This window comes from Massilia arenae (assembly GCF_008014745.1).
GTDB classification, from domain to species: domain Bacteria; phylum Pseudomonadota; class Gammaproteobacteria; order Burkholderiales; family Burkholderiaceae_D; genus Telluria; species Telluria arenae.
In genome coordinates, this window is sequence record NZ_VPFD01000007.1 from 81,865 (window position 1) to 102,132 (window position 20,268).

The 20,268-nt window shown below is 64.9% G+C and carries 16 protein-coding genes and 1 pseudogene; 5 read left to right on the forward strand and 12 right to left on the reverse strand.

The features are described 5' to 3' along the window. Window positions 1-106: 106 nt before the first annotated feature. The 3 genes from FVD38_RS08595 to FVD38_RS08605 are packed head-to-tail and all read right to left on the reverse strand — an operon-like array spanning window position 107 to window position 5,962. A complete protein-coding gene (locus tag FVD38_RS08595; protein ID WP_147934429.1) occupies window positions 107-1,555 on the reverse strand; it encodes an efflux transporter outer membrane subunit in 1,449 nt (482 codons plus the stop codon). Continuing rightward, window positions 1,552-4,710, reverse strand: coding sequence for an efflux RND transporter permease subunit (locus tag FVD38_RS08600; protein ID WP_147934430.1), 3,159 nt, complete (start codon window positions 4,708-4,710; stop codon window positions 1,552-1,554). Before FVD38_RS08600 ends, FVD38_RS08595 begins: the two co-directional genes overlap by 4 nt. Window positions 4,711-4,732: 22 nt before the next feature. Then, window positions 4,733-5,962 carry an efflux RND transporter periplasmic adaptor subunit gene (locus FVD38_RS08605; protein ID WP_147934431.1) on the reverse strand — a complete coding sequence of 410 codons (1,230 nt, stop codon included), beginning with the start codon at window positions 5,960-5,962 and terminating at the stop codon, window positions 4,733-4,735. Between the two features lie 166 nt (window positions 5,963-6,128). On the opposite strand from FVD38_RS08605, the pseudogene FVD38_RS26815 reads away from it, so the two are divergent. Continuing rightward, window positions 6,129-6,302, forward strand: a pseudogene (locus FVD38_RS26815) (TetR family transcriptional regulator); the annotation flags it as partial. A gap of 33 nt (window positions 6,303-6,335) precedes the next feature. Further along, on the forward strand, window positions 6,336-6,746 hold the full coding sequence (locus FVD38_RS08610) for a TetR family transcriptional regulator C-terminal domain-containing protein (protein ID WP_229493535.1): 411 nt from the start codon (window positions 6,336-6,338) through the stop codon (window positions 6,744-6,746). 198 nt (window positions 6,747-6,944) lie between these two features. Here the strand turns inward: FVD38_RS08610 and tal are convergent, their stop codons facing one another. The 8 genes from tal to FVD38_RS08650 all read right to left on the reverse strand — a co-directional run bounded on the left by tal (window position 6,945) and on the right by FVD38_RS08650 (window position 15,391). Further along, the gene (gene tal / locus FVD38_RS08615; protein WP_147934433.1) at window positions 6,945-7,874 is read right to left on the reverse strand and encodes a transaldolase; all 930 of its coding nucleotides are present in this window, start codon (window positions 7,872-7,874) and stop codon (window positions 6,945-6,947) included. Between the two features lie 26 nt (window positions 7,875-7,900). Next, window positions 7,901-8,398 (reverse strand): free L-methionine (R)-S-oxide reductase MsrC, encoded by a 498-nt coding sequence (msrC, locus tag FVD38_RS08620; protein WP_123067738.1) that lies wholly within the window; start codon window positions 8,396-8,398, stop codon window positions 7,901-7,903. 28 nt (window positions 8,399-8,426) lie between these two features. Continuing rightward, on the reverse strand, window positions 8,427-9,401 hold the full coding sequence (locus FVD38_RS08625; protein ID WP_147934434.1) for a hypothetical protein: 975 nt from the start codon (window positions 9,399-9,401) through the stop codon (window positions 8,427-8,429). Window positions 9,402-9,469: 68 nt separating this feature from the next. After that, window positions 9,470-11,206 (reverse strand): S41 family peptidase, encoded by a 1,737-nt coding sequence (locus FVD38_RS08630; RefSeq protein ID WP_147934435.1) that lies wholly within the window; start codon window positions 11,204-11,206, stop codon window positions 9,470-9,472. 93 nt (window positions 11,207-11,299) lie between these two features. Further along, window positions 11,300-12,154, reverse strand: a complete 855-nt coding sequence (locus tag FVD38_RS08635) for an SIS domain-containing protein (RefSeq protein ID WP_123067741.1) — start codon at window positions 12,152-12,154, stop codon at window positions 11,300-11,302. Window positions 12,155-12,173: 19 nt separating this feature from the next. Then, entirely contained in the window at window positions 12,174-13,643 is a 1,470-nt protein-coding gene (gene zwf, locus FVD38_RS08640) for a glucose-6-phosphate dehydrogenase (protein WP_147934436.1), read from the reverse strand. Between the two features lie 186 nt (window positions 13,644-13,829). Beyond that, a complete protein-coding gene (locus tag FVD38_RS08645) occupies window positions 13,830-14,210 on the reverse strand; it encodes a response regulator (protein WP_147934437.1) in 381 nt (126 codons plus the stop codon). After that, window positions 14,204-15,391 (reverse strand): sensor histidine kinase, encoded by a 1,188-nt coding sequence (locus FVD38_RS08650; RefSeq protein WP_147934438.1) that lies wholly within the window; start codon window positions 15,389-15,391, stop codon window positions 14,204-14,206. The genes FVD38_RS08645 and FVD38_RS08650 overlap by 7 nt, the downstream gene beginning before the upstream one ends. A gap of 489 nt (window positions 15,392-15,880) precedes the next feature. On the opposite strand from FVD38_RS08650, the gene FVD38_RS08655 reads away from it, so the two are divergent. The 3 genes from FVD38_RS08655 to FVD38_RS08665 all read left to right on the forward strand — a co-directional run bounded on the left by FVD38_RS08655 (window position 15,881) and on the right by FVD38_RS08665 (window position 19,040). Continuing rightward, window positions 15,881-17,320: a methyl-accepting chemotaxis protein gene (locus FVD38_RS08655; RefSeq protein WP_229493524.1), complete on the forward strand. Its 1,440-nt coding sequence runs from the start codon at window positions 15,881-15,883 to the stop codon at window positions 17,318-17,320. 119 nt (window positions 17,321-17,439) lie between these two features. Further along, window positions 17,440-18,513: a catalase family peroxidase gene (locus FVD38_RS08660; RefSeq protein ID WP_147934440.1), complete on the forward strand. Its 1,074-nt coding sequence runs from the start codon at window positions 17,440-17,442 to the stop codon at window positions 18,511-18,513. After that, window positions 18,510-19,040, forward strand: coding sequence for a cytochrome b (locus tag FVD38_RS08665; protein WP_147934441.1), 531 nt, complete (start codon window positions 18,510-18,512; stop codon window positions 19,038-19,040). The genes FVD38_RS08660 and FVD38_RS08665 overlap by 4 nt, the downstream gene beginning before the upstream one ends. Before the next feature lie 9 nt (window positions 19,041-19,049). On the opposite strand, the gene FVD38_RS08670 is transcribed toward FVD38_RS08665, so the two are convergent. Continuing rightward, a complete protein-coding gene (locus tag FVD38_RS08670) occupies window positions 19,050-20,147 on the reverse strand; it encodes an extracellular catalytic domain type 1 short-chain-length polyhydroxyalkanoate depolymerase (protein WP_147934442.1) in 1,098 nt (365 codons plus the stop codon). Window positions 20,148-20,268: the final 121 nt, after the last annotated feature.

Consider the following 20,268-nt stretch of genomic DNA (forward strand, 5'->3'; position numbering starts at 1 on the left):
GGCCGGAGTCCGGTAACGACGTCAGATCAAACGGAATCTTCTTTATAGCTGTTCAAAAAAAACCGGGCCACATGGGCCCGGTCCGTATAACAGCATTTTCAGCGGCTTAGCGCGCCGCCACCGGCGCCCCACCTTCAGCCGGCGCCGCAGGTTCGGTCCACCCGCCACCGAGCACGCGATACAACACCACCTGATTCTGCAACCTCAGCAAATTCGCCTGCACCGACAACTGCTGCGACTGGAACAGCGAACGCTGTGCATCCAGCAGGTCGAGCTGGCTGGCCGCGCCGCTCCGGTAGCGCAGGTCGGACAGGTTGAAGCGGTCGGCTTCGGCCTCGGTCACCGCGGATTGCGCGCGCAGCTGTTCGCTGAAGGTCGCCTGGCCGGCCAGCGCGTCCGCCACTTCGCGGAACGCGGTCTGGATCGACTGCTCGTACTGCGCCACCGCGATGTCGCGCTGGGCCCGGGCGCTGCCCAGGGTAGCGCTGTTGCGGCCATAGTCGAAGATCGGCAGGATCGCCTGCGGCGCGAAGGTCCAGCCCCAGGTGCCGCTGTCGAACAGGCCCGACAGCTCGGTGCTGGCGCTGCCGGCGGAGCCGGTCAGCGTGATGCGCGGGAAGAAGTTCGCGCGCGCCGCGCCGATGTTGGCGTTGGCCGCGATCAGCTGCTGCTCGGCCGAACGGATGTCCGGACGGTTGGCCAGCAGGTCCGACGGCAGGCCGGCCGGGATGTCCGGCAGCTCGGTCTTGGCCAGGGTGGCGCCGGCGCTGACGTCGGCCGGCAGCGGGCCGCCGACCAGCAGGGTCAGCAAATTGATGTCCTGGGCCCGCAGGCGCTGCTGCTGGGCCAGGGTGGCGCGCGCCGTCTCGACCAGCGAACGCGATTGCTGCAGTTCCAGGCGCGAGGCCACGCCGTTCTCGAAGCGCAGCTGGAACAGCTTGTCCGATTCGAGGCGGGTGTTGAGCGTGTCTTGCGTGATGCGCAGCAGCTCTTCGTCGGCCAGCAGTTGCAGCCAGGCGCTGGCCACCGACGAGATCAGGCTGATCTGCGTGGCCTTGCGCGCCTCTTCGGTGGCCAGGTATTGCGCCAGCGCCGAGTCGGACAGGTTGCGCACGCGGCCGAACAGATCGAGCTCGAAGGACGACACCTGCAGGCCGGCCTGGTAGGTGCTGTTGATCGGTTCGTCTTCGCCCACGGTGGCGCGGTTGCCGCTCACGCCCAGGCCCACGGTCGGCAGGCGGTCGGCGCGAGTGATGCGGTATTGCGAGCGCGCCTGCTCGATATTGGCGATCGCCACGCGCAGGTCACGGTTGTTCACCAGGGCCGCGTCGATCAGCGAGCGCAGGCGCGCATCGGCAAAGAACGACTGCCAGGCGACCGTGCTTGGCGCCGCGGCCAGCACCGGGCTAGTCGACTCGCTGGCTGCCTTCGGGGTTTCCGGGAAGGCGGCAGCCACCGGGGCCGCCGGACGCTCATAGTCCGGCGCCAGCGAGATGCAGCCGGCCAGCGTCATCGCCAGCGCCAGCGGCGTCACGAGTTTGATGTGCTTGATCATGGTTTGCTTCCTTCTTCTACGTGCTTCTGGTGTTGAGTCGCGTACATCTTACTCTGGCGCTCGCTGCCCTTGAAGAGCGTGCGGATCACCACGAAGAAGACCGGCACGAAGATCACGCCCAGCACGGTCGCGGCAATCATGCCGCCCATCACGCCGGTACCGATGGCGCGCTGCGATGCCGAGCCGGCGCCGCCCGCGATCACCAGCGGCAGCACGCCGAGGATGAAGGCCAGCGAGGTCATGATGATCGGACGGAAGCGCAGGTGGGCCGCTTCCAGCGCCGCTTCGTACGGCGACTTGCCCTCGGCCTGCAGGTCCTTGGCGAATTCGACGATCAGAATCGCATTCTTCGCCGCCAGGCCGATGATGGTAATCAGGCCCACCTTGAAGTAGACATCGTTCGGCAAGCCGCGCATATTGGCCGCGATCAGCGAGCCGAGCACGCCCAGCGGCACCACCAGCATCACGGACACCGGGATGGTCCAGCTTTCATACAGCGCGGCCAGGGCCAGGAACACCGCCAGCAGCGAGAAGGCGATCAGGATGCCCGCGGTCGAGCCGGACAGGATCTCTTCGCGCGACTGGCCGGTCCATTCGAAGGTAAAGCCGGCCGGCAGCTGGCCCGCCAGGCGCGCCATCTCGTCCAGCGCGTCGCCGCTCGAGTAGCCCGGCGCAGGTTCGCCGGTGAGCTTCATCGCCGGATAGCCGTTGTAGCGGTTGGTCTGCATCGGGCCGGTGGTCCATTCGGTGCTAGCGAACGACGACAGCGGCACCGGTTCGCCCTGGGCATTCAGGGCATTGATGCGCAGCAGGTCGTCCGGCTGCATGCGCTGTGGCGCATCGGCCTGCACGATCACGCGCTGCAGGCGGCCGGCGTTCGGGAAGTCGTTCACATACGACGAGCCCAGCGAGGTCGACAGTGCCGCATTGATCGCGCCGAAAGTCACGCCCAGGGCTTGCGCCTTGTCCCGGTCGATGTTCAGCTTGAGCTGCGGCGCGTCTTCCAGCCCTTCCGGACGCATGCCGGTCAGGATCTTGCTCTGCGACGCCATGCCCAGCATCTGGTTGCGCGCTGCCAGCAGGGCCGCGTGGCCGTTGCCGCCACGATCCTGCAGGCGGAACGAGAAGCCGGTGCCGGTGCCCAGTTCGGGGATCGGCGGCGGGCTCACCACGAAGATGAAGGAGTCGCGCACCGCGCCCATGTGGCCGGTAATGCGGCCGGCGAACGATTGCGCGTCCTGGCCGTCGCCCTTGCGGTCGTCCCATGGCTTCATCGGGATGAACGCCAGGCCCATGTTCTGGCCCTGGCCCGAGAACGAGAAGCCGGTCACGGCCACGATGTTGGCGGTCTCGGGCTGCTTCATCACGAACTCTTCCAGCGAACGCAGCACGGTGCCGGTACGCTCGGCAGTGGCGCCCGGCGGCAGCTGGATGTTGGCGATCACGTAACCCTGGTCTTCGTTCGGCAGGAAGGCGTTTGGCATGCGGGTAAACATCAGGGCGACCACGGCCACCAGCACCGCGAACACCACCATCCAGCGTCCGGCGCGCTTGAGGATGGCGCCGACGAAGCCCTCATATTTCTTGGCGCCAGTGGTGAACTTGCGGTTGAACCAGCCGAAGAAACCCTTCTTTTCGTGGTTGTGGCCGGCTTCGATGGGCTTGAGCAGGTGGGCGCACAGCGCCGGGGTCAGGGTCAGCGCCAGGAAGGCGGAGAAGCCGATCGAGGTCACCATCACCACCGAGAACTGGCGGTAGATGTTGCCGACCGCGCCGGCGAAGAAGGCCAGCGGCACGAACACGGCGATCAGCACCACGGTCACGCCGATGATGGCGCCCGAGATCTGGCCCATCGCCTTGCGGGTCGCTTCCAGCGGCGGCAAGCCTTCCTCGCTCATGATGCGCTCGACGTTCTCCACCACGATGATGGCATCGTCGACCACGATACCGATCACCAGCACCATGCCGAACATGGTCAGCACGTTGATCGAGAAGCCCAGCGCCAGCAGGCAGGCGAACGAGCCCAGCAGTGCAATCGGCACCACTATGGTCGGGATCAGGGTGTAGCGGATGTTCTGCAGGAACAGGTACATCACCAGGAACACCAGCACAATCGCTTCGATCAGGGTGTGCACCACTTGTTCGATCGAGATATCGATGAAGGTGGTCGAGTCGTAAGGAATCGAGTACTTCATGCCTTTCGGGAAGAACTTCTGCAGTTCCGCCATGCGCTCCTTGATCAGCTCGGCGGTCTGCAGGGCGTTGCCCGACGGCGCCAGCTGCACGCCGATGCCGGCCGACGGATTGCCGTTCAGGCGCGCCGTGGTGGCATAGGCCTGGCCGCCGAGTTCGATGCGCGCTACGTCCTTCAAGCGCACGGTCGAGCCGTCCGGATTCGCGCGCAGCACGATGTTGCCGAACTGTTCGACGTTCGACAGCTGGCCGGTGACGACCACGGTGGCGCTGATCTGCTGGCCCTTGGCGACCGGCAGGTCGCCGATGGTGCCCGAGGCAACCTGGGCGTTCTGCTGCGAGATCGCGGCGGTGACGTCGGCCGGCGACAGGTTCAGGCCGACCAGCTTGGTCGGGTCGATCCAGATGCGCATGGCCTTCTCGGTGCCGAACAGCTGGGCCTGGCCAACGCCGGTGATGCGCTGGATTTCCGGCAGCACGTTGCGCGAGGCGTAGTCGCCCAGCTCGATACTGGTGATATTCGGGTCATCCGACGACAGGATCGTAAACAGCAGGAAGTTCGAGCGCGCCTGGTCTACGCGCACGCCTTGCTGCGTGACCGCCGGCGGCAGGCGCGGGGTGGCGCGTGACAGGCGGTTCTGGACGTCGACTTGCGCCAGGTTCGGGTCGGTGCCGGTCTCGAACGAGACGGTGATCGAGCCAGTCCCATTGGCCTGGCTGGTCGATTCCATGTAAATCATGCCCTGGGCGCCGTTCATCTCGCGTTCGATGATCGAGATGACGGAGTCTTCAAGCGTCTGCGCCGATGCGCCTGGATAGGCGACGTTGATGACGATCGAGGGTGGCGCGACGGTCGGGTATTGCGCGATCGGCAGCTGCTTGATGGCAACGCCACCGAGCACCATGATGAATAGCGCGATCACCCATGCAAAAATCGGGCGGTCAATAAAAAAACGTGCCATTGGAAAGTCCTATTCCTTGTTCTTATCGGCTACTGTCGGCCGGTGTGCTCGCGCCCGCCTGGGCCGGCGCCGGGGCCTGCTGGGCGCCTGCCGGCGTCCACTGCACTGGCTTGACCGCGGTGCCCGGTGGCATCATCTGCAGCTTCTGGAAGCCGTCGACCATCACTTTTTCGCCTTCCTTCAGGCCGCTGGTGACGACCCAGCTCGCGTCCTGCTGCGAAGCGATCTTGACCTGGCGCGGAACCGGCTTGTTGTCGGCGCCGATGACGGTCACGGTGTCGCCGTTCTGGCCGCCGCGGGTGACTGCCTGCTGGGGAATCAGGATACCGTTCGGCAGCGAAGCCTGCGCCACGCGCACGCGCACGTACTGGCCTGGCAGCAGGGCATTGTTCTTGTTGTCCACGGTGGCGCGCAGCGTGATCTGACCGGTGCCCTGGTCGACCGTCACGTCCGAGAACAGCAGGCGGCCGCGGGTCGGCAGCTCGGTGCCGTCTTCCAGCAGCACGGTCACCGGCACGTTGTCGGCGCCACCGCCTTGCTTCTTCAGGCGCTGCAGCTCGGTCGCCGACTGGGTAATATTCAGGTACATGCTGTCGGTCTGCTGGATCAGCGCCAGCTCGGTCGACTGGGTCGCCGACACCAGCGCGCCTTCGGTCACCAGTGCACGGCCGATACGGCCCGAGATGGGGGCGTTTACATTGGTGTAACCAACATTGATCTGCGCAACTTTCAACTGGGCCTGGGCGGCAGCGACTTCGGCTTCACCCTGCTTTTGGGCGGCGACGGCGTTGTCGAATTCCTGTTTACTGACAGCGTTGGCCTCAACCAGCGGCTTGTAGCGCTCGGCAATGGCGCGCGACGCGACCAGGTTGGCTTGGGCGCGCGCGACGTCGGCGCGGGCTGCGGCGAGCTGGGCCTGGTAAGGCGCCGGATCGATGGTGAACAGCGATTGACCCTGCTTGACGATGCTGCCCTCCGTGAAAGAGCGCTTGAGCACCACGCCGTCGACGCGGGCACGGACCTGGGCGGTGCGGATCGGTTCCACGCGCGCCGGCAATTCGCTCTGCAGCGCGACGGTCTGGAAGGCAGCGGTGACGACGCCGACTTCGGGCGCCGGCATCTGCTGGCCGGCGGGGGCGCCGGCCTTGGCCGATTCGTCTTTCTTGCCGCAGGCGGACAGCAGGACCACCGCAGCCATGGTGGCCGCCGCGACCCGGGTGAGGGACATGGATGAGGAGTTGGCAGAGCGCATTACGTGTGCATCCTTCTAGTTAGTAATTCGCGCCGATGTCACACCCCGGTCAACATATGCATGGGATGAGAGATCAACACTGGCTTTTGCAAATAATTTTATATACTATCACGACTGTATGTAAAATGTTTTAAGCACCTATTAATTTGAGGGTTACCCAAAAGAAATGGTTCGCAGGACGAAGGAAGAAGCAGCGGCGACCCGCGACAGCATTCTTGATGCAGCAGAAATCTTGTTCGCTAAACAGGGTGTTTCGCGAACGACATTACAGCATATCGCGACCGCCGCGGGTGTAACACGCGGCGCGATTTATTGGCATTTTGTCGACAAGGGTGCGCTGTTCAGCGCGATGATGGACCGCGCCACGATGCCGATGGACACCGCCATCCAGCAGCTGGGCGAGCGCCAGGTGGCCGACCCGCTGCAGCGCTTGCGCGACGAGCTGATGGCGGTGCTGCACATCGTGGTCAACGACGAGAAGGCGCACCGGGTGTTCGAGATCGCCACCCTCAAGACGGAGTTCACCGAAGACGTGGACTCGGCCCGCGTGCGCAAGCGCGAAGCGGTGGCCGAGTGGCGCGCGCGCATGGAAGCGCAACTGGCCGAGGCGCGCGCCAACGGCCAGCTGCCGGCCAGCGTCGATCCGCACAACGCCGCGACCTGCATGTGGGTGATGCTCGACGGGCTGCTGCGCAACTGGCTGTTCGACCTGGAATCGTTCGACCTGATGGCGCTGGGAGGGGAGGTGATCGATACTTTCCTGGCGGGGTTGAAGGCGCGGTGAGACGGACATTCGTCCAGCAGATTCCACCTTCTACGTTGGCCTAAAAACGTCTTTTTTGCCACTGGCAAAAAAGACTCCCCGCGAAGGCGGGGACCCAAGTTCTCTCGCACCTCCACCTATATTGAATCCAGTGGTCGGCGCATGACTTGGGTCCCGCCTGCGCGGGGACGACGTGTATGGGCGGTGCGTTTGTGACGATTAACGCATGCCTTCGATCATCTGCTTGAGCTTGATCGAATCGGCGACGAAGGCGCGGATGCCTTCGGCCAGCTTCTCGGTGCCCATCGCGTCTTCGTTCAGCATGAAGCGGAAGGTCTTTTCGTCGATCGCGATCTTCTCGATATTAGCGCTGTCGTCCTTGATCAGCTTACGCTCCACCGGCGCGTCGCTGTCGGCCAGCTTCTGCAGCAGGTCGGGCGAGATGGTCAAGAGGTCGCAACCGGCCAGCTCCAGGATCTGCGAGGTATTGCGGAAGCTCGCGCCCATCACTTCGGTGTCGTAGCCGAACTTGCGGTAGTACTGGTAGATGCCCTTGACCGACTGCACGCCCGGATCGTCGGCGCCCTGGTAGTCGGTGCCGGTCGATTTCTTGTACCAGTCGTAGATGCGGCCGACGAACGGCGAGATCAGCTTGACGCCGGCTTCGGCGCAAGCCACGGCCTGGCACAGCGAGAACAGCAGGGTCAGGTTGCAGTGGATGCCGTCTTTCTCCAGGATCTCGGCGGCGCGGATGCCTTCCCAGGTCGAGGCGATCTTGATCAGTACGCGCTCGCGCGACACGCCGTTCTTTTCATACAAGGCGATCAGCTCGCGGCCCTTGGCGACGGTGGCCTCGGTGTCGAATGACAGCGCGGCATCGATCTCGGTCGAGACGCGGCCCGGCACATACTTCAGGATCTCGACGCCGAAGGCGATCAGCAGGCTGTCGACGATCGCTTCGACCGAGGCGCCCGGTGCATCGGCGATCGCTTTTTCCAGCAGCGGACGGTATTCCGGCTTTTGCACGGCCTTCAGGATCAGCGACGGGTTGGTGGTCGCATCCTGCGGGGCATAGGCCTTGATCGACTGGAAGTCGCCGGTGTCGGCGACCACGGTGGTGTACTGCTTGAGTTGTTCGAGTTGGTTCATGTGGGTCTCTGGATGGAGTGGCGCAATTAGAAATCGGTGGCGGCAATGAATGCCGCGAGCATGGCTTCGAGGCCAGCGCGGTCTTCTTCCGAAAAACGGTCCGGCTTCGGGCTGTCGATATCGAACACGCCAATCAGCTTGTCATCCTTGATTACCGGAATGACGATTTCCGAGGCCGACGCCGAATCGCAGGCGATGTGGCCCGGGAAGGCATGCACGTCCGGCACCACGATGGTCTTGCGCTCGACGGCCGTCGTGCCGCAGACGCCGCGGCCGAAGGGGATGCGGGCGCAGGCCGGCTTGCCCTGGAACGGCCCGACCAGCAGGTCCTGGCCTTCGCTTTTTTTCGAGGGAACCGTGAAGTAGAAACCGGCCCAGTTCAGGTCGGACAGGGTGTCGTAGACCAGTGCCGAAAACTGGGATGCATTGGCGGTCAGGTCGCGTTCGCCCTCGAGGACGCTGGTCACTTGACGCACCAGCAGGTCATAGTCGGGACGGTCGCTGCGTTCGGGATTGATATGCATGGCAGGCGAAAATGCTGGTCGAAAACCGCTATTTTACAGCCACCGCAGCCGCAGGCGCTCCGGCGTCAGGCGGCGTCATCGAAATGACCAGCCTGAACCGCTCGCGCAGCCTCGGCTTGCCGTCGGGGAGCTTGCCAGGTCGATAATGCACGTCGGTCTGCAGACGCTCGCCGTTCACCCGCAGGCGTAGCACGGTCGCGTCGGCGCGCGCGTCGAGCGGCATCGCCACCCCGGTCTGGAACAGGTGCTTGCCGCTCGGGTCCAGCAGGTCGAGCAGCAGGCGCGCGCCGTCGCCCGACGCCACCAGGATGAAGTTGCCGGTACAGGCAAAGCTGTCGACGTCGCCCCGCGGGCGGAACGACCACGCGCCGGCATCGAACTGGTGGGGCGACGCCGCCGTGTCGATCCGGTAGGAAGGCGGACAGCCATCGCCGCCCTGGACGGGAGGGTCGATGCGGCCGGCCCGAAGCGGCGAGTGCGTCACGGGCGCTGCGCCATACGGTTGCTCGTCGAGCCGGCCGCCGGCCGGGGCCGCCGTCCCCAGCACCTTGCGCACGAACGCCGTTGCATCTTCGCCAGCCCGGCCGCGTAGATACTTCCGGCCGAGCAGTTCGTCACTATCGCGGTCGCGGATGGACAGGCTGGTGATGCGGTCGGGCCCGTCGTCGGACCGATCCGCGTGTTCCTCGACCACGTAGCGCGAGCGGACGTCGCCGCGGGGATGCACGACGAAGCTGCCGGGGCCGGAACGGCGATAGACCTTGTCAAGATGTAGCACGAACGGATAGTTGGCCGACAACAGGTCGTCCAGGCCGAGCAGGGGCTGGAATGGGCCCGCGCCGGGCTGGTCGAAGCCGATGCGGCGCAGTTCGACACCCTCGACATCGCTCACGCCGCGCATCACGATCGGCGCGGGCAGCCGCAGTTCGGACTTGGCCATGCACATCGTCAGGGCGACGGCCGCAACAAGGGTCGACAGGAGTAGCTTGTAAAACGTCGGCATTTAACTAGTCAGGACCGATCGGCCATCGTCAGTAACCGCCCATTCTAGACCAAATGCGTTTCTTGCCGTCAGCGCAGGCCCTTTAGATGGGCCAGCGCCCGCTCCAGGACCGGGTCCCCGCCCTTGCGGATCGACTGCACGGTCGGCCCGGCTTCGATGTCCGGCTTCAGGCCGCGGCCGACGAATGTTCCGCCGTCGGGCAGCAGGTCGCGTTTGATGCAGATGCGTCCCCAGCCGCCGCCCGGCAGGCGGATGTTCATCGGCTGGCCGGTGCTGCCGCCGGTCGTGGCGCCGATCGTGGCGCCACGCTCCAGGGCATTGAAGGCAAGGACGAAATCCTCGGCGGCCGAGAAGGTCGCGGCGCCCGTCAGCACCGCCACCGGTCCTTCGTAGACATCGCCATCGCTGCTGTGCGCAGGCGCGGAACGCGCCACCGGTTCCCAGGCCACCAGCCGCGCCTGGTGGCCGGCCACGATGCTGGCGCCGCGCATGAAGCTCATGGCGCGCGGGATAGCCTGCCGGGTCAGGTGTTCGAGTATGCGCTCGCCATGGGCAGTCGAGCCGCCGCCGTTCCTGCGCACGTCGATGACCAGGCCCTTGGCGCGCATGATCTGCGGCAGGGCCTTCGTGAATGCCTTGACGCCCTCGTCGCTGTCGAAGTGGTCGAGCGAGAGATAGGCGACGTCGCCCGCGAGCATGCGGAATCCGAATTTTTCATACTTGCTCAAGTCTTGCGGGCCGCGCGCAACGCTTTCTTCGCGCAGGCGTCCGGCACTGTCGCGCAGGGTCAGGCGCACCGGCTCGGCCGCGTCGCCCGACAGCAGCTGGTAGGAATAAGTGCGCAGCGCGTGATCCTGCGGCGTCGAGCTGCTGACGAACGGCGCCACCTTCTCTTCGGCATGGCGCTTGACCGGCACGCCGTCGACGGCGACCAGCTCGTCGCCGACCTTCAGCCGTCCCGCCAGCGCCGTGCTGTTTACGGCGATCACCATTACGGTGTCGCCCACCAGCTCGGTCACGATCGGCGGGCGCGCGTAAAAGCGCTCTTGCAGTTCTTGCGGCGCGAAGATATTGGTGTGGCCGTCGCGCAGCAGCGGCGCCAGCTGCATCAGGACGCGGTAGTAATCAAAGGTGGTCTCCGCCGCCATGACCTTGGGCAGGAACTCGAGATAGGTCTTGTTCCAGTCGAGCTGCGGAGCGTTGTCGAAGTGGACGAAATACTCCCTGGCGTCGGACCAAAACTGCGTCAGGCCTGCGATGCGCTCTTCGACGCTCAAGCGTTCACGGTAGGGCGAATCGGCGCCGAAGTCCTTCAGCATGCGCGACGGCGTCGAGGTGATCTGCAGGATGGCCTGGAAGCGCGGTTCGCCGCGCAGCGGCGCGAACGCCCCGTCGCCGAGGACCATGGCGCCGGCCTCGCCCAGCCAGGCGTAGCGCTGCATGGTTTCCAGCGCGTCCAGCGCCTTGCCGGTATTGCCGAGCCGGACGTGGATGGCGGCCAGGTCGCGCTGCACGTCGACGCCGCGAAAGTACAAGGGGCGGGAGCCCGTGCCCAGTTCGCGCGGCAGTGGCGTATCGAGCCAGGCGGCGAGCTGATCGAGGCGCTGGGCCGCCTGCTCGAGGCTGGGCCGGTCCGGATTTTCCTTGAGACTGGCGCGCACTTCATTGCGCACCGTCTGCGCGTAGTCGTAGCTGGCCTGGGCTGGCGATGTGGCCTCGGCCAGCGTATTCACCTGGCGCTCGTCGGCGCCGGCCGGCAGGGCCAGGATGGCGGAAAGAAGAAGGGCAATGGTCGAACGCGGCATCGAGATCCTCGGCAGGGCGCCCGGAAATCGGGCCCGCCGAGTGTACAAGAATGCAATGGGCGACAATCTCGCCCATTCTCACGCCGTGTGGAATCAGCCGATGAAGGAATCGAACTGCATGTCGAATTCCTGCAGCGCCTTCTGCGCGTTCTGCATCTTCTTTCGGAATTCCGGCCCGCGGCGCAGGGCCAGGCCCACCGCCAGCACGTCGATCACCACCAGGTAGGCCAGGCGCGCCGAGATCGGGGTATAGGGATCGGTCGCGAACACCAGGTCGATCGGGATGAGCAGGGTCGCCATCTCGGCCAGCGGCGTGCCGGACGGCGCCAGCACGATCACGTCGGCGCCGCCGGCCTTGGCCAGCTTGGCCGAACGGGTCAGCGCCGGGTTGTTGCCGCGCTGCGAGATCGCCACCAGCGCATCGCCTTCGCGCAGCAGTGCCGCCGCGATCGAGTGGATCGACGGGTCGGTGTAGGCCACCGTCGGCACGCCCGAGCGGAAGAACTTGTGCTGGGCGTCGGCGGCCACGAAGCCGGATGTGCCCTGGCCGTAGAACTCGATCTTGTTGGCGCGCGCCAGGATCTCGAGCGCCTGCTGGACGAGTTCCGGCTTGAGGTTGTTGCGCAGGTCGAGCAGGGTGTTGATCGAGCGGCTGCAGATCTTGTTGATCAGGTCCGAGGCCAGGTCGTCCTGGTGCGGCGCCTCGCTGGCGCCGGGCAGCGCCAGCGCCAGGCCTTGCGCCAGCTTGAGCTTGAACTCGTGCCAGCCGTCGTAGCCGAGCGTGCGGCAAAAGCGCACCACGGTCGGTTCCGACACGCTGGCGCTGCGCGCCAGGGCGGTGATGTTCTGGCTCACGGTCGCGGAAGGCGCGGCCAGCACCGCGAGCGCGACCTTGCGCTCCGATTTGGAGAGCGTGTCGAGCTGGGTGCGGATCGAGTCGAGCAGCATGATATGTCTCGGGCGCCGGTCAGTCTTCCGGCAGCGATTCTTCGCGCCATTGCAGGCCGTCGCGGCCGATCAGGGCGCTGGCGGCGGCCGGGCCCCAGGTGCCGGAGGTGTACGGCGCCGGCGCGCTGTCGTCCTGTTCCCAGTGTTCGAGGATAGGCTCGACCCATTCCCACGCCGCTTCCAGCTCGTCGCCGCGCATGAACAGGGTCAGCTGGCCGCGCAGTACGTCGAGCAGCAGGCGCTCATAGGCCTCCATGCGCGGCGCCTTGAACTGCTCGCGGAAATCGAGTTCGAGTTCGGCCTGCTTCAGGCGCATCGAATCGCCCGGGGTCTTGGCCATCAGGTTCATCGACAGGCCTTCGTCCGGCTGCAGGCGGATCACCAGGCTGTTGGGCTGGAAGCTCGACGTCGGCTGGTTGAAGATCGAGTGCGGGATCGGCTTGAAGCGCACCACGATCTCGGCCAGGCGGTCGGCCATGCGCTTGCCGGTGCGCAGGTAGAACGGCACGCCGGCCCAGCGCCAGGTGTCGATCTCGGCCTTCATCGCGACGAAGGTCTCGGTGCGCGAGCTCTTGGGCGCATCGGGTTCCTCGCGGTAGCCGGGCACCTGCTGGCCGTCGATGTAGCCGGCGCGGTACTGGCCGCGGATGATGTTCTGCGACAGCGTGGTCGGAGTAAAACGTTTTAGGGACCGGAGCACCTGCAGCTTGGCGTCGCGCACGGCGTCCGGCGCGATCGAGGTCGGCGGTTCCATCGCCACGATGCACAGCAGCTGCAGCAGGTGGTTCTGCAGCATGTCGCGTAGCGCACCGGAGTTGTCGTAGTAGCCCAGGCGGTTGCCGACGCCGATCTTTTCGGCGATCGTGATCTGCACGTCCGAGATCCATTCGCGCCGCCACAGCGGCTCGAACAGGATGTTCCCGAAGCGCAGCGCCAGCAGGTTCTGCACGGTCTCCTTGCCCAGGTAGTGGTCGATGCGGTAGATCTGAGATTCGGCAAACACCTTGCCGACGTCGAGGTTGATCTGCTTGGCCGAGGCCAGGTCGCGGCCCAGCGGCTTCTCCAATACCACGCGCGAGTTCGGCGTGGCCAGGCCAGTGGCGGCCAGGTTGTCGCAGATCTTGGCGAACAGCTGCGGCGGCGTGGCGAGGTAATAGACGCGGGTGAGCGACGGGTCGTCGCGCAGGGCCTCGATCAGCTTCTGGTAGGTCGAGACGTCGGTCGCGTTCAGCGCCACGTAGGTGATGCGCTGCAGGAAGCGCGTCCAGCTCGGTTCGTGGACCGTGTCCTTGATGTGCGGCTTCGAGTTGTTCTCGACCATGCGCAGGAATTCCTCCTGCGTTGCATCGTCACGGCCGACGCAGATGATGCGGCTGCTCTCCGGCAGGTCGTTGCAGACGTCGCGCGAGTACATCGCGGGCAACAGCTTGCGCATCGCAAGGTCGCCGCTGCCGCCAAAGAAAACGAGGTCGAAATCGGAAATAGCCATAGGGAATAGGTCTGCAGTAGGAACAGGACAATCGGAAGCTGATGTAAATTTACTACATAATTTATTCTCGATCAAGTAAATCTACTACAGGCGCATCCGCGCGACCAGTGTGCCATATCCAGTGTGCCCGGGGCGCAGAGCTCGCCGAGGCGCCGGCCTGGCCGTCACCATCGCAGTGCCGACGGCCTAGCGGCGCAGGCGCCCGATCACATCCTCGATCCGGTACGGTTTGGGGATGTACGCGTATTGCCTGCCGTGTGGGACGATGAGTTCGGGCGCCGTATAGCCCGACGTGAGAACGATATGGACGTGCGGGTGATGCAGACAGGTGGCGTCAGCCAGTTCCAGCCCGTTCATCCCGGGCATCATGACGTCGGAAAACAAGGCGTCGATGGTGGGATCGGCGGCAAGCATCTCCAGTGCCTCGGCGCCGCTGTGGGCAATGCACACGTCCATGCCATGATAGCCCAGCAGGGCGTGTGCCAGCTCGACGAGGTCGGGCTCGTCGTCGACCACGAGGACCTTGCGCGGCAGCCGGCCGTCCTTGCCGGCCGCGGGGCCTACCACGCGGCTCTTTCGCCGGCCCGGTTACGCCCGGTCGCAGGCGAGGAGAAGCCGGCGGGAAGGCGCGGCATGGTGACAGTGAACGTGGTGCCCTCCTGCGCGCTGGAGCTCACCTCGATGTGGCCGGCATGGGCGTGAACGATCTCGCGGGAAATGAACAATCCGATGCCCAGACTGGTGCATTCGCCCGTGCCGGACTCGGCGGCAATGCGCACCAGGGGGGCGAAGATGCGCGCCAGCTCATTGGCATCGATCGGGTCGCCATGGTTGTTGACGGTGATAACGACATCATCGTCGCTGCGTTGCAGTTTGATGGTAATCGGCATGTCGGCATTGCCATACTGGATTGCGTTACCCGCCAGGTTGGACAGCATCTGCCCGATCCGCGCGCCGTCGAAGATCGCCTCGATGCTGTTCGGGGCGAGGAAGTCGATCTGCATTTCCGGCTGCGAAGTGCGCAATTCATTGGCGACGTCCTCGCACACCTGGACCAGGTCGCCCTGTCTTACGTGAATCGGAATACCCGGCCCGAGGTGCGTACGCGTGAAGTCGATCAGGTCACTGACCAGCTTGCTCATGCGTTTGGCGCTGTTGTACATGCGGGTCGCTACCAGGATGTACTTCGGAGGAATATCGACCGCGGCCATGATGAGTTGCGACCCGGTGACGACCGTACCCAGCGGGTTTCTCAAGTCGTGACCGAGGATGGCCAGGAACATATTCTGAGACCGTTTCACCATGGACTCGTAGCGTGCGACCGATTCCGCGAGCGCCTGGTCGATCGCCTCGTTGAACCGTGTGATATCGGCCACGTCTGTCGCATATTCCTTGCGCTCATCGGCGATCCAGAGGGTGAGTACGCTCGAGCGCAGCGCCCGGTACTCGGAAACCAGTTGTACCACGGTATAGCCCGACAGCAGGCGCGCCTCTGCATGCGTTTCGGCAGCCGTATCGGCACGTTCCCGCTTGCCCAGGCCTTGCGATTTGGCGGTGCGTTCGGCGTCCGATTGCGTCGTGGCCAGGTCGTCGGCGATCGCCTGCAGCATTTGACGGGCATGGTCGCGAAGCTCGACGTCATCCATGGTCAAGGCCGGGGGCTCGATGGTCCGCGCGAAGTCTTCCCAGGTTTGTAGAATGCGTTCCATATCACTGTGAATGAATTCGCTTAGCCGATGATTGGTCATTGTGTCCTTGATTGTCGTTTTCCGCGAAAATCGCGAGCATCGGTCAATTCATCATAACAGTCTTCGTGGAATTTATTTCAAAATGTCGGGATATTTCATGGAAAATACGCAGAATATGCCAAATAACTTCGTTATAAAAACATAAGTATTTGTTTTAAAAGGAGAAATTTAATAATTGTCATTAATTTGGATGGATCATTCTTCGCGCAATTGAAGTGAATATCGATGAGTGAAGATATTCTTTTTCAGGTTAAATAACATATCTACAAGGATTTCCTCGAAAATTTTCAAGATATGGATTTATCTAATTGAATCTTGTCAGAAGAATTCGGTTTCAGGATTTTCATCCCGAATCGGTGGTGCGAAAGCGACGAAAGCTGGGTTAGTTGTACGGTGTGAATGACATCATGGGTAATTGCGCTTATAGTTTCCACAAATCAATACGCATCGCCACAAGGATGGCAACGGAGGGGACAAATGAACATTTGGATGAATGCACTACTCCGCAGGGCGCGCGCTCTGGCGCCGGGTTCGGGACATGGCGTGACCGGAAGCGTGCGCACGCTGGTGGTCAAGGCGCGCGACGGCAGCATCCGCACGGCGATCAATGCCGCGCGCCTGCGCAAGGAAGTCGACCAGGCCCAGGCCCAGGCGGCGCGCCAGCACGGGGCGGCCGATGCGCTGGCGGCCAGCGCGCGCGAAGTGGCCGAGCTGTCGGCCGACGTCAATGCCGGCACGGTGCGCATCGCCGACACCGCCCAGCGTAACCTGGCGGCGGCGCGCGAATCGATGGAAGAACTGGCCAGCCTCGAACGGCGCATGAGGCTGATCGAGGAACAGGTGCAGGGATTCTCGAATACGGTGACCCTGCTGGTTGGCCACCTGCGCGAGATCGGCGAATTCGGCACCGTCATCGAGAACGTGGCCAACCAGACCAATCTGCTGGCCATCAATGCCGCGATCGAGGCGGCGCGCGCCGGGCCGGCCGGGCGCGGCTTCGCGGTGGTCGCCTCCGAGGTGCGGCGCTTGTCGCAGGTGGTCAATGCCGAAGCGGTCAAGATCGCGACCGCCAGCGGCGCGATGCGCGAGCTGGTGACGTCGACCTCCGGCGCCACCGCCGGCATCCTCGACGGCGTGAACGTGTCGGCCCGCGAAGCCGGCAGCGCGGCCAGCCACCTCACCGCTTTCGTCGCCGACTTCGAGCGCATGACCACCACCGTCGACCAGATGGCGGCGGCGATGCAGTCGCTCGACGGCGTCAACCAGCAGATCAATGCGAGGGTGGAGGAGGTGGCGCAGAATGCCTCCAGCGCCAAGACCACGATGCAGGACGCCTCGCGCCGCGTGGACGAGGTGCGGGTGGCCACCGAAGAACTGCAGGGCGTACTGGCGGGCTTCCGTACCGGCGGCACCGCCTTCGATGCGCTGGTGGACACCACCACCGCGCTGCGCGACGAGGTGAGGGCCTGCCTTGAGAGGCACGCGGCCGGCGGCGCGAACATCTTCGACCAGCAATACCGGCCGATCCCGCAATCCGACCCGCCTCGTTTCACGACCTCGTACGACCGCGCGGTGGAGCGCGACCTGCAGCAGCTGTTCGACCGCGTGCTGACCGACCTGCCGGGCGCCGCCTATGCGCTGGCGGTCGACAACCGGGGCTATGCGCCGACCCACAACACCAAGTTCTCGCGGCCGTCGACCGGGCAGCGCGAGCATGACCTCGTGTATTGCCGCAACAAGCGGATCTTCGACGATCCGGTGGGGATCCGGCTGGCAAAGAATCGCGAGCCGTTCCTGTTGCAGACTTATTTGCGCGATACGGGGGAGGTGATCAATGACTTGTCGATGCCGATCGTGTTCCAGGGGAAGCACTGGGGTGCGGTAAGGATCGGGTATGACTCTGCACGGATGATGGGGCGTTCCAGCTGAGGGATGCGGCCTCTCGGCCGCGCGTCCCGGTTTGCCCATCCGTGGCGAACCGTTCCCGATGTTCATGCGACAATTCGCCGGCCTGTACTGACACCATCAGCCGAAGAAAGCCGTCCGCCATGACCAGACCCACGCCGCGCCGCGGTTCCCTTATCCTGTTGCTGCCGATCTTCCTGATCGTCGCAGTCCTGGCGCTGTTGTTCGCCTGGGTTGGCGGCTGGTTCGGGGGCAAAGGCGTCACGCCGCAGGCCATGGCCAATACGGCCGAAGCATCGGGTTCGCCCCAGCCGGGTTTCCGCCGCGCCCACAGCAAGGGCATCTGCATCGCCGGCACCTTCGCACCGACGCCAGCAGCGGCGCAACTGTCGACGGCGCGCGTGTTCTCGCAGGCGTCCACGCCGGTGCTGGGCCGCTTTTCCAACCCCGGCAACGATCCCCATGCGCCCGACAACAAGGCAGCCGTGCGCGGCATGGCGCTGCAGCTCAAGACGGATGATGGACAGGAGTGGCGCATGGCGATGAACAGCTTCCCGTTCTTCGCGTCGTCCACCCCCGAAGGCTTCCAGGCGATGAACGTCGCGCGCCTGCCGGATCCGGCAACCGGCAAGCCCGACCCGGAAAAAATGAAGGCAGTCCTGGCAAACCATCCCGAGATCGCCAGATTCATGGCGTGGTCGAAGAACGCGAAGACGCCCGACAGCCTGGCCAACACGCGCTTCAACGGCGTCAACGCATTCCGCCTGATCGACGCCCAGGGCAGGGAGCGCGCGGTGCGCTGGTCGATGCGGCCGCATGCGCCTTTCGTGGCGGCCGACCCGGAACGGCTCAAGAGTGCGAGCCGTGACTTCCTGGGCGAGGATCTCGACCGGCGCCTGGCCGCCGGGCCGCTGCAATGGGATATGGTGATGCAGTTTGCCGCGCCCGGCGATCCGATCGAGGATCCTTCGAAAGCCTGGCCCGATACCCGCCCTGAGACCAAGGTAGGGACCCTGACGCTGGTGCGCGCCGAGGCGCAGGCCGGCGGACCCTGCTTCGACCTGAACTTCGATCCGCTGATCCTGCCGAAGGGGATCGCGGCGACCGCCGATCCGGTGCTGCACGCACGGTCGGCGGTCTATTCGGTCTCGTTCAACCGTCGTGAACGTGAAATCAGCCAGGGCCTGGCCAAGTCCGGCAGCGGGAGCGCAAAATGAACCGTCAACCCCACTTCAACCTGTTGGCCCGCGTGCTGCACTGGTCGATGGCTGTCGCGATCCTTGCCATGCTGTTCGTCGGCGCCGCCATGGTGGTGTCGCTGCGTCACCGCGAGCTGCTGCTCGACCTGCATCGCCCGCTCGGGCTGGCGATCCTGTTGCTGGCGATCGTGCGCCTGGCGAACCGCCTGCGCCATCCACCGCCACCGCTGCCGGCGGATCTGCCGCGCATCCAGGTGTGGGCGGCCAAGGCCTCGCACTGGCTGCTGTATGCGCTGATGTTCGCGATGCCGATCATCGGCTGGGCCATGCTGTCGGCCGGCGCCTATCCGGTGGAGCTGTTCGGCGGCATTCATCTGCCGCCGATCCTGCCGCACAGCCCGGTCATGTATGGCTTCCTGCGCCCGCTGCATGGCGTCCTGGCCTACGTGCTGTTCTTTACCATCCTCGCTCATCTTGGCGCAGCGCTGCTCCATGCATGGGTGAGGCGTGACGGGGTGTTCGGGCAGATGGCGCGGCGGGGATAGGCCTCGCCTTCAGCGCCGGTGCCTGCCAAAGAAATCGAGCATCAGGCGGCTGGCATCCGGCTTTGCCCTGGCATTGAACCTGAGCGCCGGATCGCCGCCGCTCCATTCATGGCGCAGGCCCGCGATGCGCACCACGCGCAGGATGAGCTTGCGGCGCAGCGTGAAATCGTGGATCTCGTGCGCATTGCTGGCGCCGCCGCGTCCTGCCGGTTTCACGGTGACGCGGCTGGCAGTGGCGAGCGGAATGCCATTCAGGCGCAGCCACTGGCGCGCCAGCTGCTGCTGGTTGACGTGATTGACCACCGGATCGTCTTCGCCGTGGATTAACAGGGCCGGCATCGGCGGCAGCGGCCGGGCCGGTGTCCCCGGCGACCCCATGGCGTGGCGATCGAGCAGGGTGTGGATGGCCGCATCGGCCTGGGCCTCGGCGCCGCGGTGCATGACGTGCAAGGCGCCGATCTGGGTGTTGCAGGCGCCGAATACGGGACCGGAATGCATGCCAATCGCGGCGATCAGTTCGGGATGGTTCAGGGCCAGCACGGCGGCAATGCCGGCGCCGGCCGACAAGCCGCAGGCATAGATGCGGCGGCGGTCGATGCGGTGCCCGGCGCACACGTGGTCGATGAGCGCTGCCAGCACGCCGGTCTCACCGCGGCCTTCCTGGGCGGCGCGGTCGAACCAGCGCCAGCAACGCTGCGCATGTGCGCTCGCTGGTTGTTGTGGGTACAGCACCGCATAACCCTTCACCTGCGCCAGCCGGTTCATGCGCGTGCCTTGCGCGAATTCGGGTGCGGTTTGATGGCAGCCGTGCAGCATGACGACCAGCGGCCAGCCGGCTGGTGCGGGGTGCTCGGGAGTTCGTCGCGGAAGATACAGCCAGTAGGGGAGTAGATGATGCCCCTCGAGCCATTGTCCCGAGGCGGCCGGCAGGCGCGCTTGCGCTGGCGGCGCCGTTTTCGGCCGCGCCGGCTTGGGCGGCCTGGCATTGGCCCGCGCGCTCGGCTTGGCGCTATAGATATCGAACAGCTTGGCGACCAGCTTGCGTTGCGACTTGGCGGCACGCGCCAGGTCGCGCAGCAAGCGGGTGCTCGAGGTAGTTTTTGCCACCGCCGTCTCCGCAGTTATGTTGCAGTGCAATATAACTGCGAAGGCGGACTTCTTCGGTGCGCTGGCTCACGCCGCAGGCAGGCGGGCCGCCATTGCAATGCTGCCGGGCCAACTTCATTCG

Coding starts and splice junctions, on each gene's coding strand:
- FVD38_RS08655 (WP_229493524.1), top strand. CDS start 15,881: ATGAATGCACTACTCCGCAGGGCGCGCGCTCTGGCGCCGGGTTCGGGA.
- tal (WP_147934433.1), bottom strand. CDS start 7,874: ATGAACCAACTCGAACAACTCAAGCAGTACACCACCGTGGTCGCCGAC.
- FVD38_RS08600 (WP_147934430.1), bottom strand. CDS start 4,710: ATGGCACGTTTTTTTATTGACCGCCCGATTTTTGCATGGGTGATCGCG.
- FVD38_RS08635 (WP_123067741.1), bottom strand. CDS start 12,154: ATGCTGCTCGACTCGATCCGCACCCAGCTCGACACGCTCTCCAAATCG.
- FVD38_RS08660 (WP_147934440.1), top strand. CDS start 17,440: ATGACCAGACCCACGCCGCGCCGCGGTTCCCTTATCCTGTTGCTGCCG.
- FVD38_RS08665 (WP_147934441.1), top strand. CDS start 18,510: ATGAACCGTCAACCCCACTTCAACCTGTTGGCCCGCGTGCTGCACTGG.
- FVD38_RS08625 (WP_147934434.1), bottom strand. CDS start 9,401: ATGCCGACGTTTTACAAGCTACTCCTGTCGACCCTTGTTGCGGCCGTC.
- FVD38_RS08650 (WP_147934438.1), bottom strand. CDS start 15,391: ATGACCAATCATCGGCTAAGCGAATTCATTCACAGTGATATGGAACGC.
- msrC (WP_123067738.1), bottom strand. CDS start 8,398: ATGCATATCAATCCCGAACGCAGCGACCGTCCCGACTATGACCTGCTG.
- FVD38_RS08630 (WP_147934435.1), bottom strand. CDS start 11,206: ATGCCGCGTTCGACCATTGCCCTTCTTCTTTCCGCCATCCTGGCCCTG.
- FVD38_RS08605 (WP_147934431.1), bottom strand. CDS start 5,962: ATGCGCTCTGCCAACTCCTCATCCATGTCCCTCACCCGGGTCGCGGCG.
- FVD38_RS08610 (WP_229493535.1), top strand. CDS start 6,336: ATGGACACCGCCATCCAGCAGCTGGGCGAGCGCCAGGTGGCCGACCCG.
- FVD38_RS08595 (WP_147934429.1), bottom strand. CDS start 1,555: ATGATCAAGCACATCAAACTCGTGACGCCGCTGGCGCTGGCGATGACG.
- zwf (WP_147934436.1), bottom strand. CDS start 13,643: ATGGCTATTTCCGATTTCGACCTCGTTTTCTTTGGCGGCAGCGGCGAC.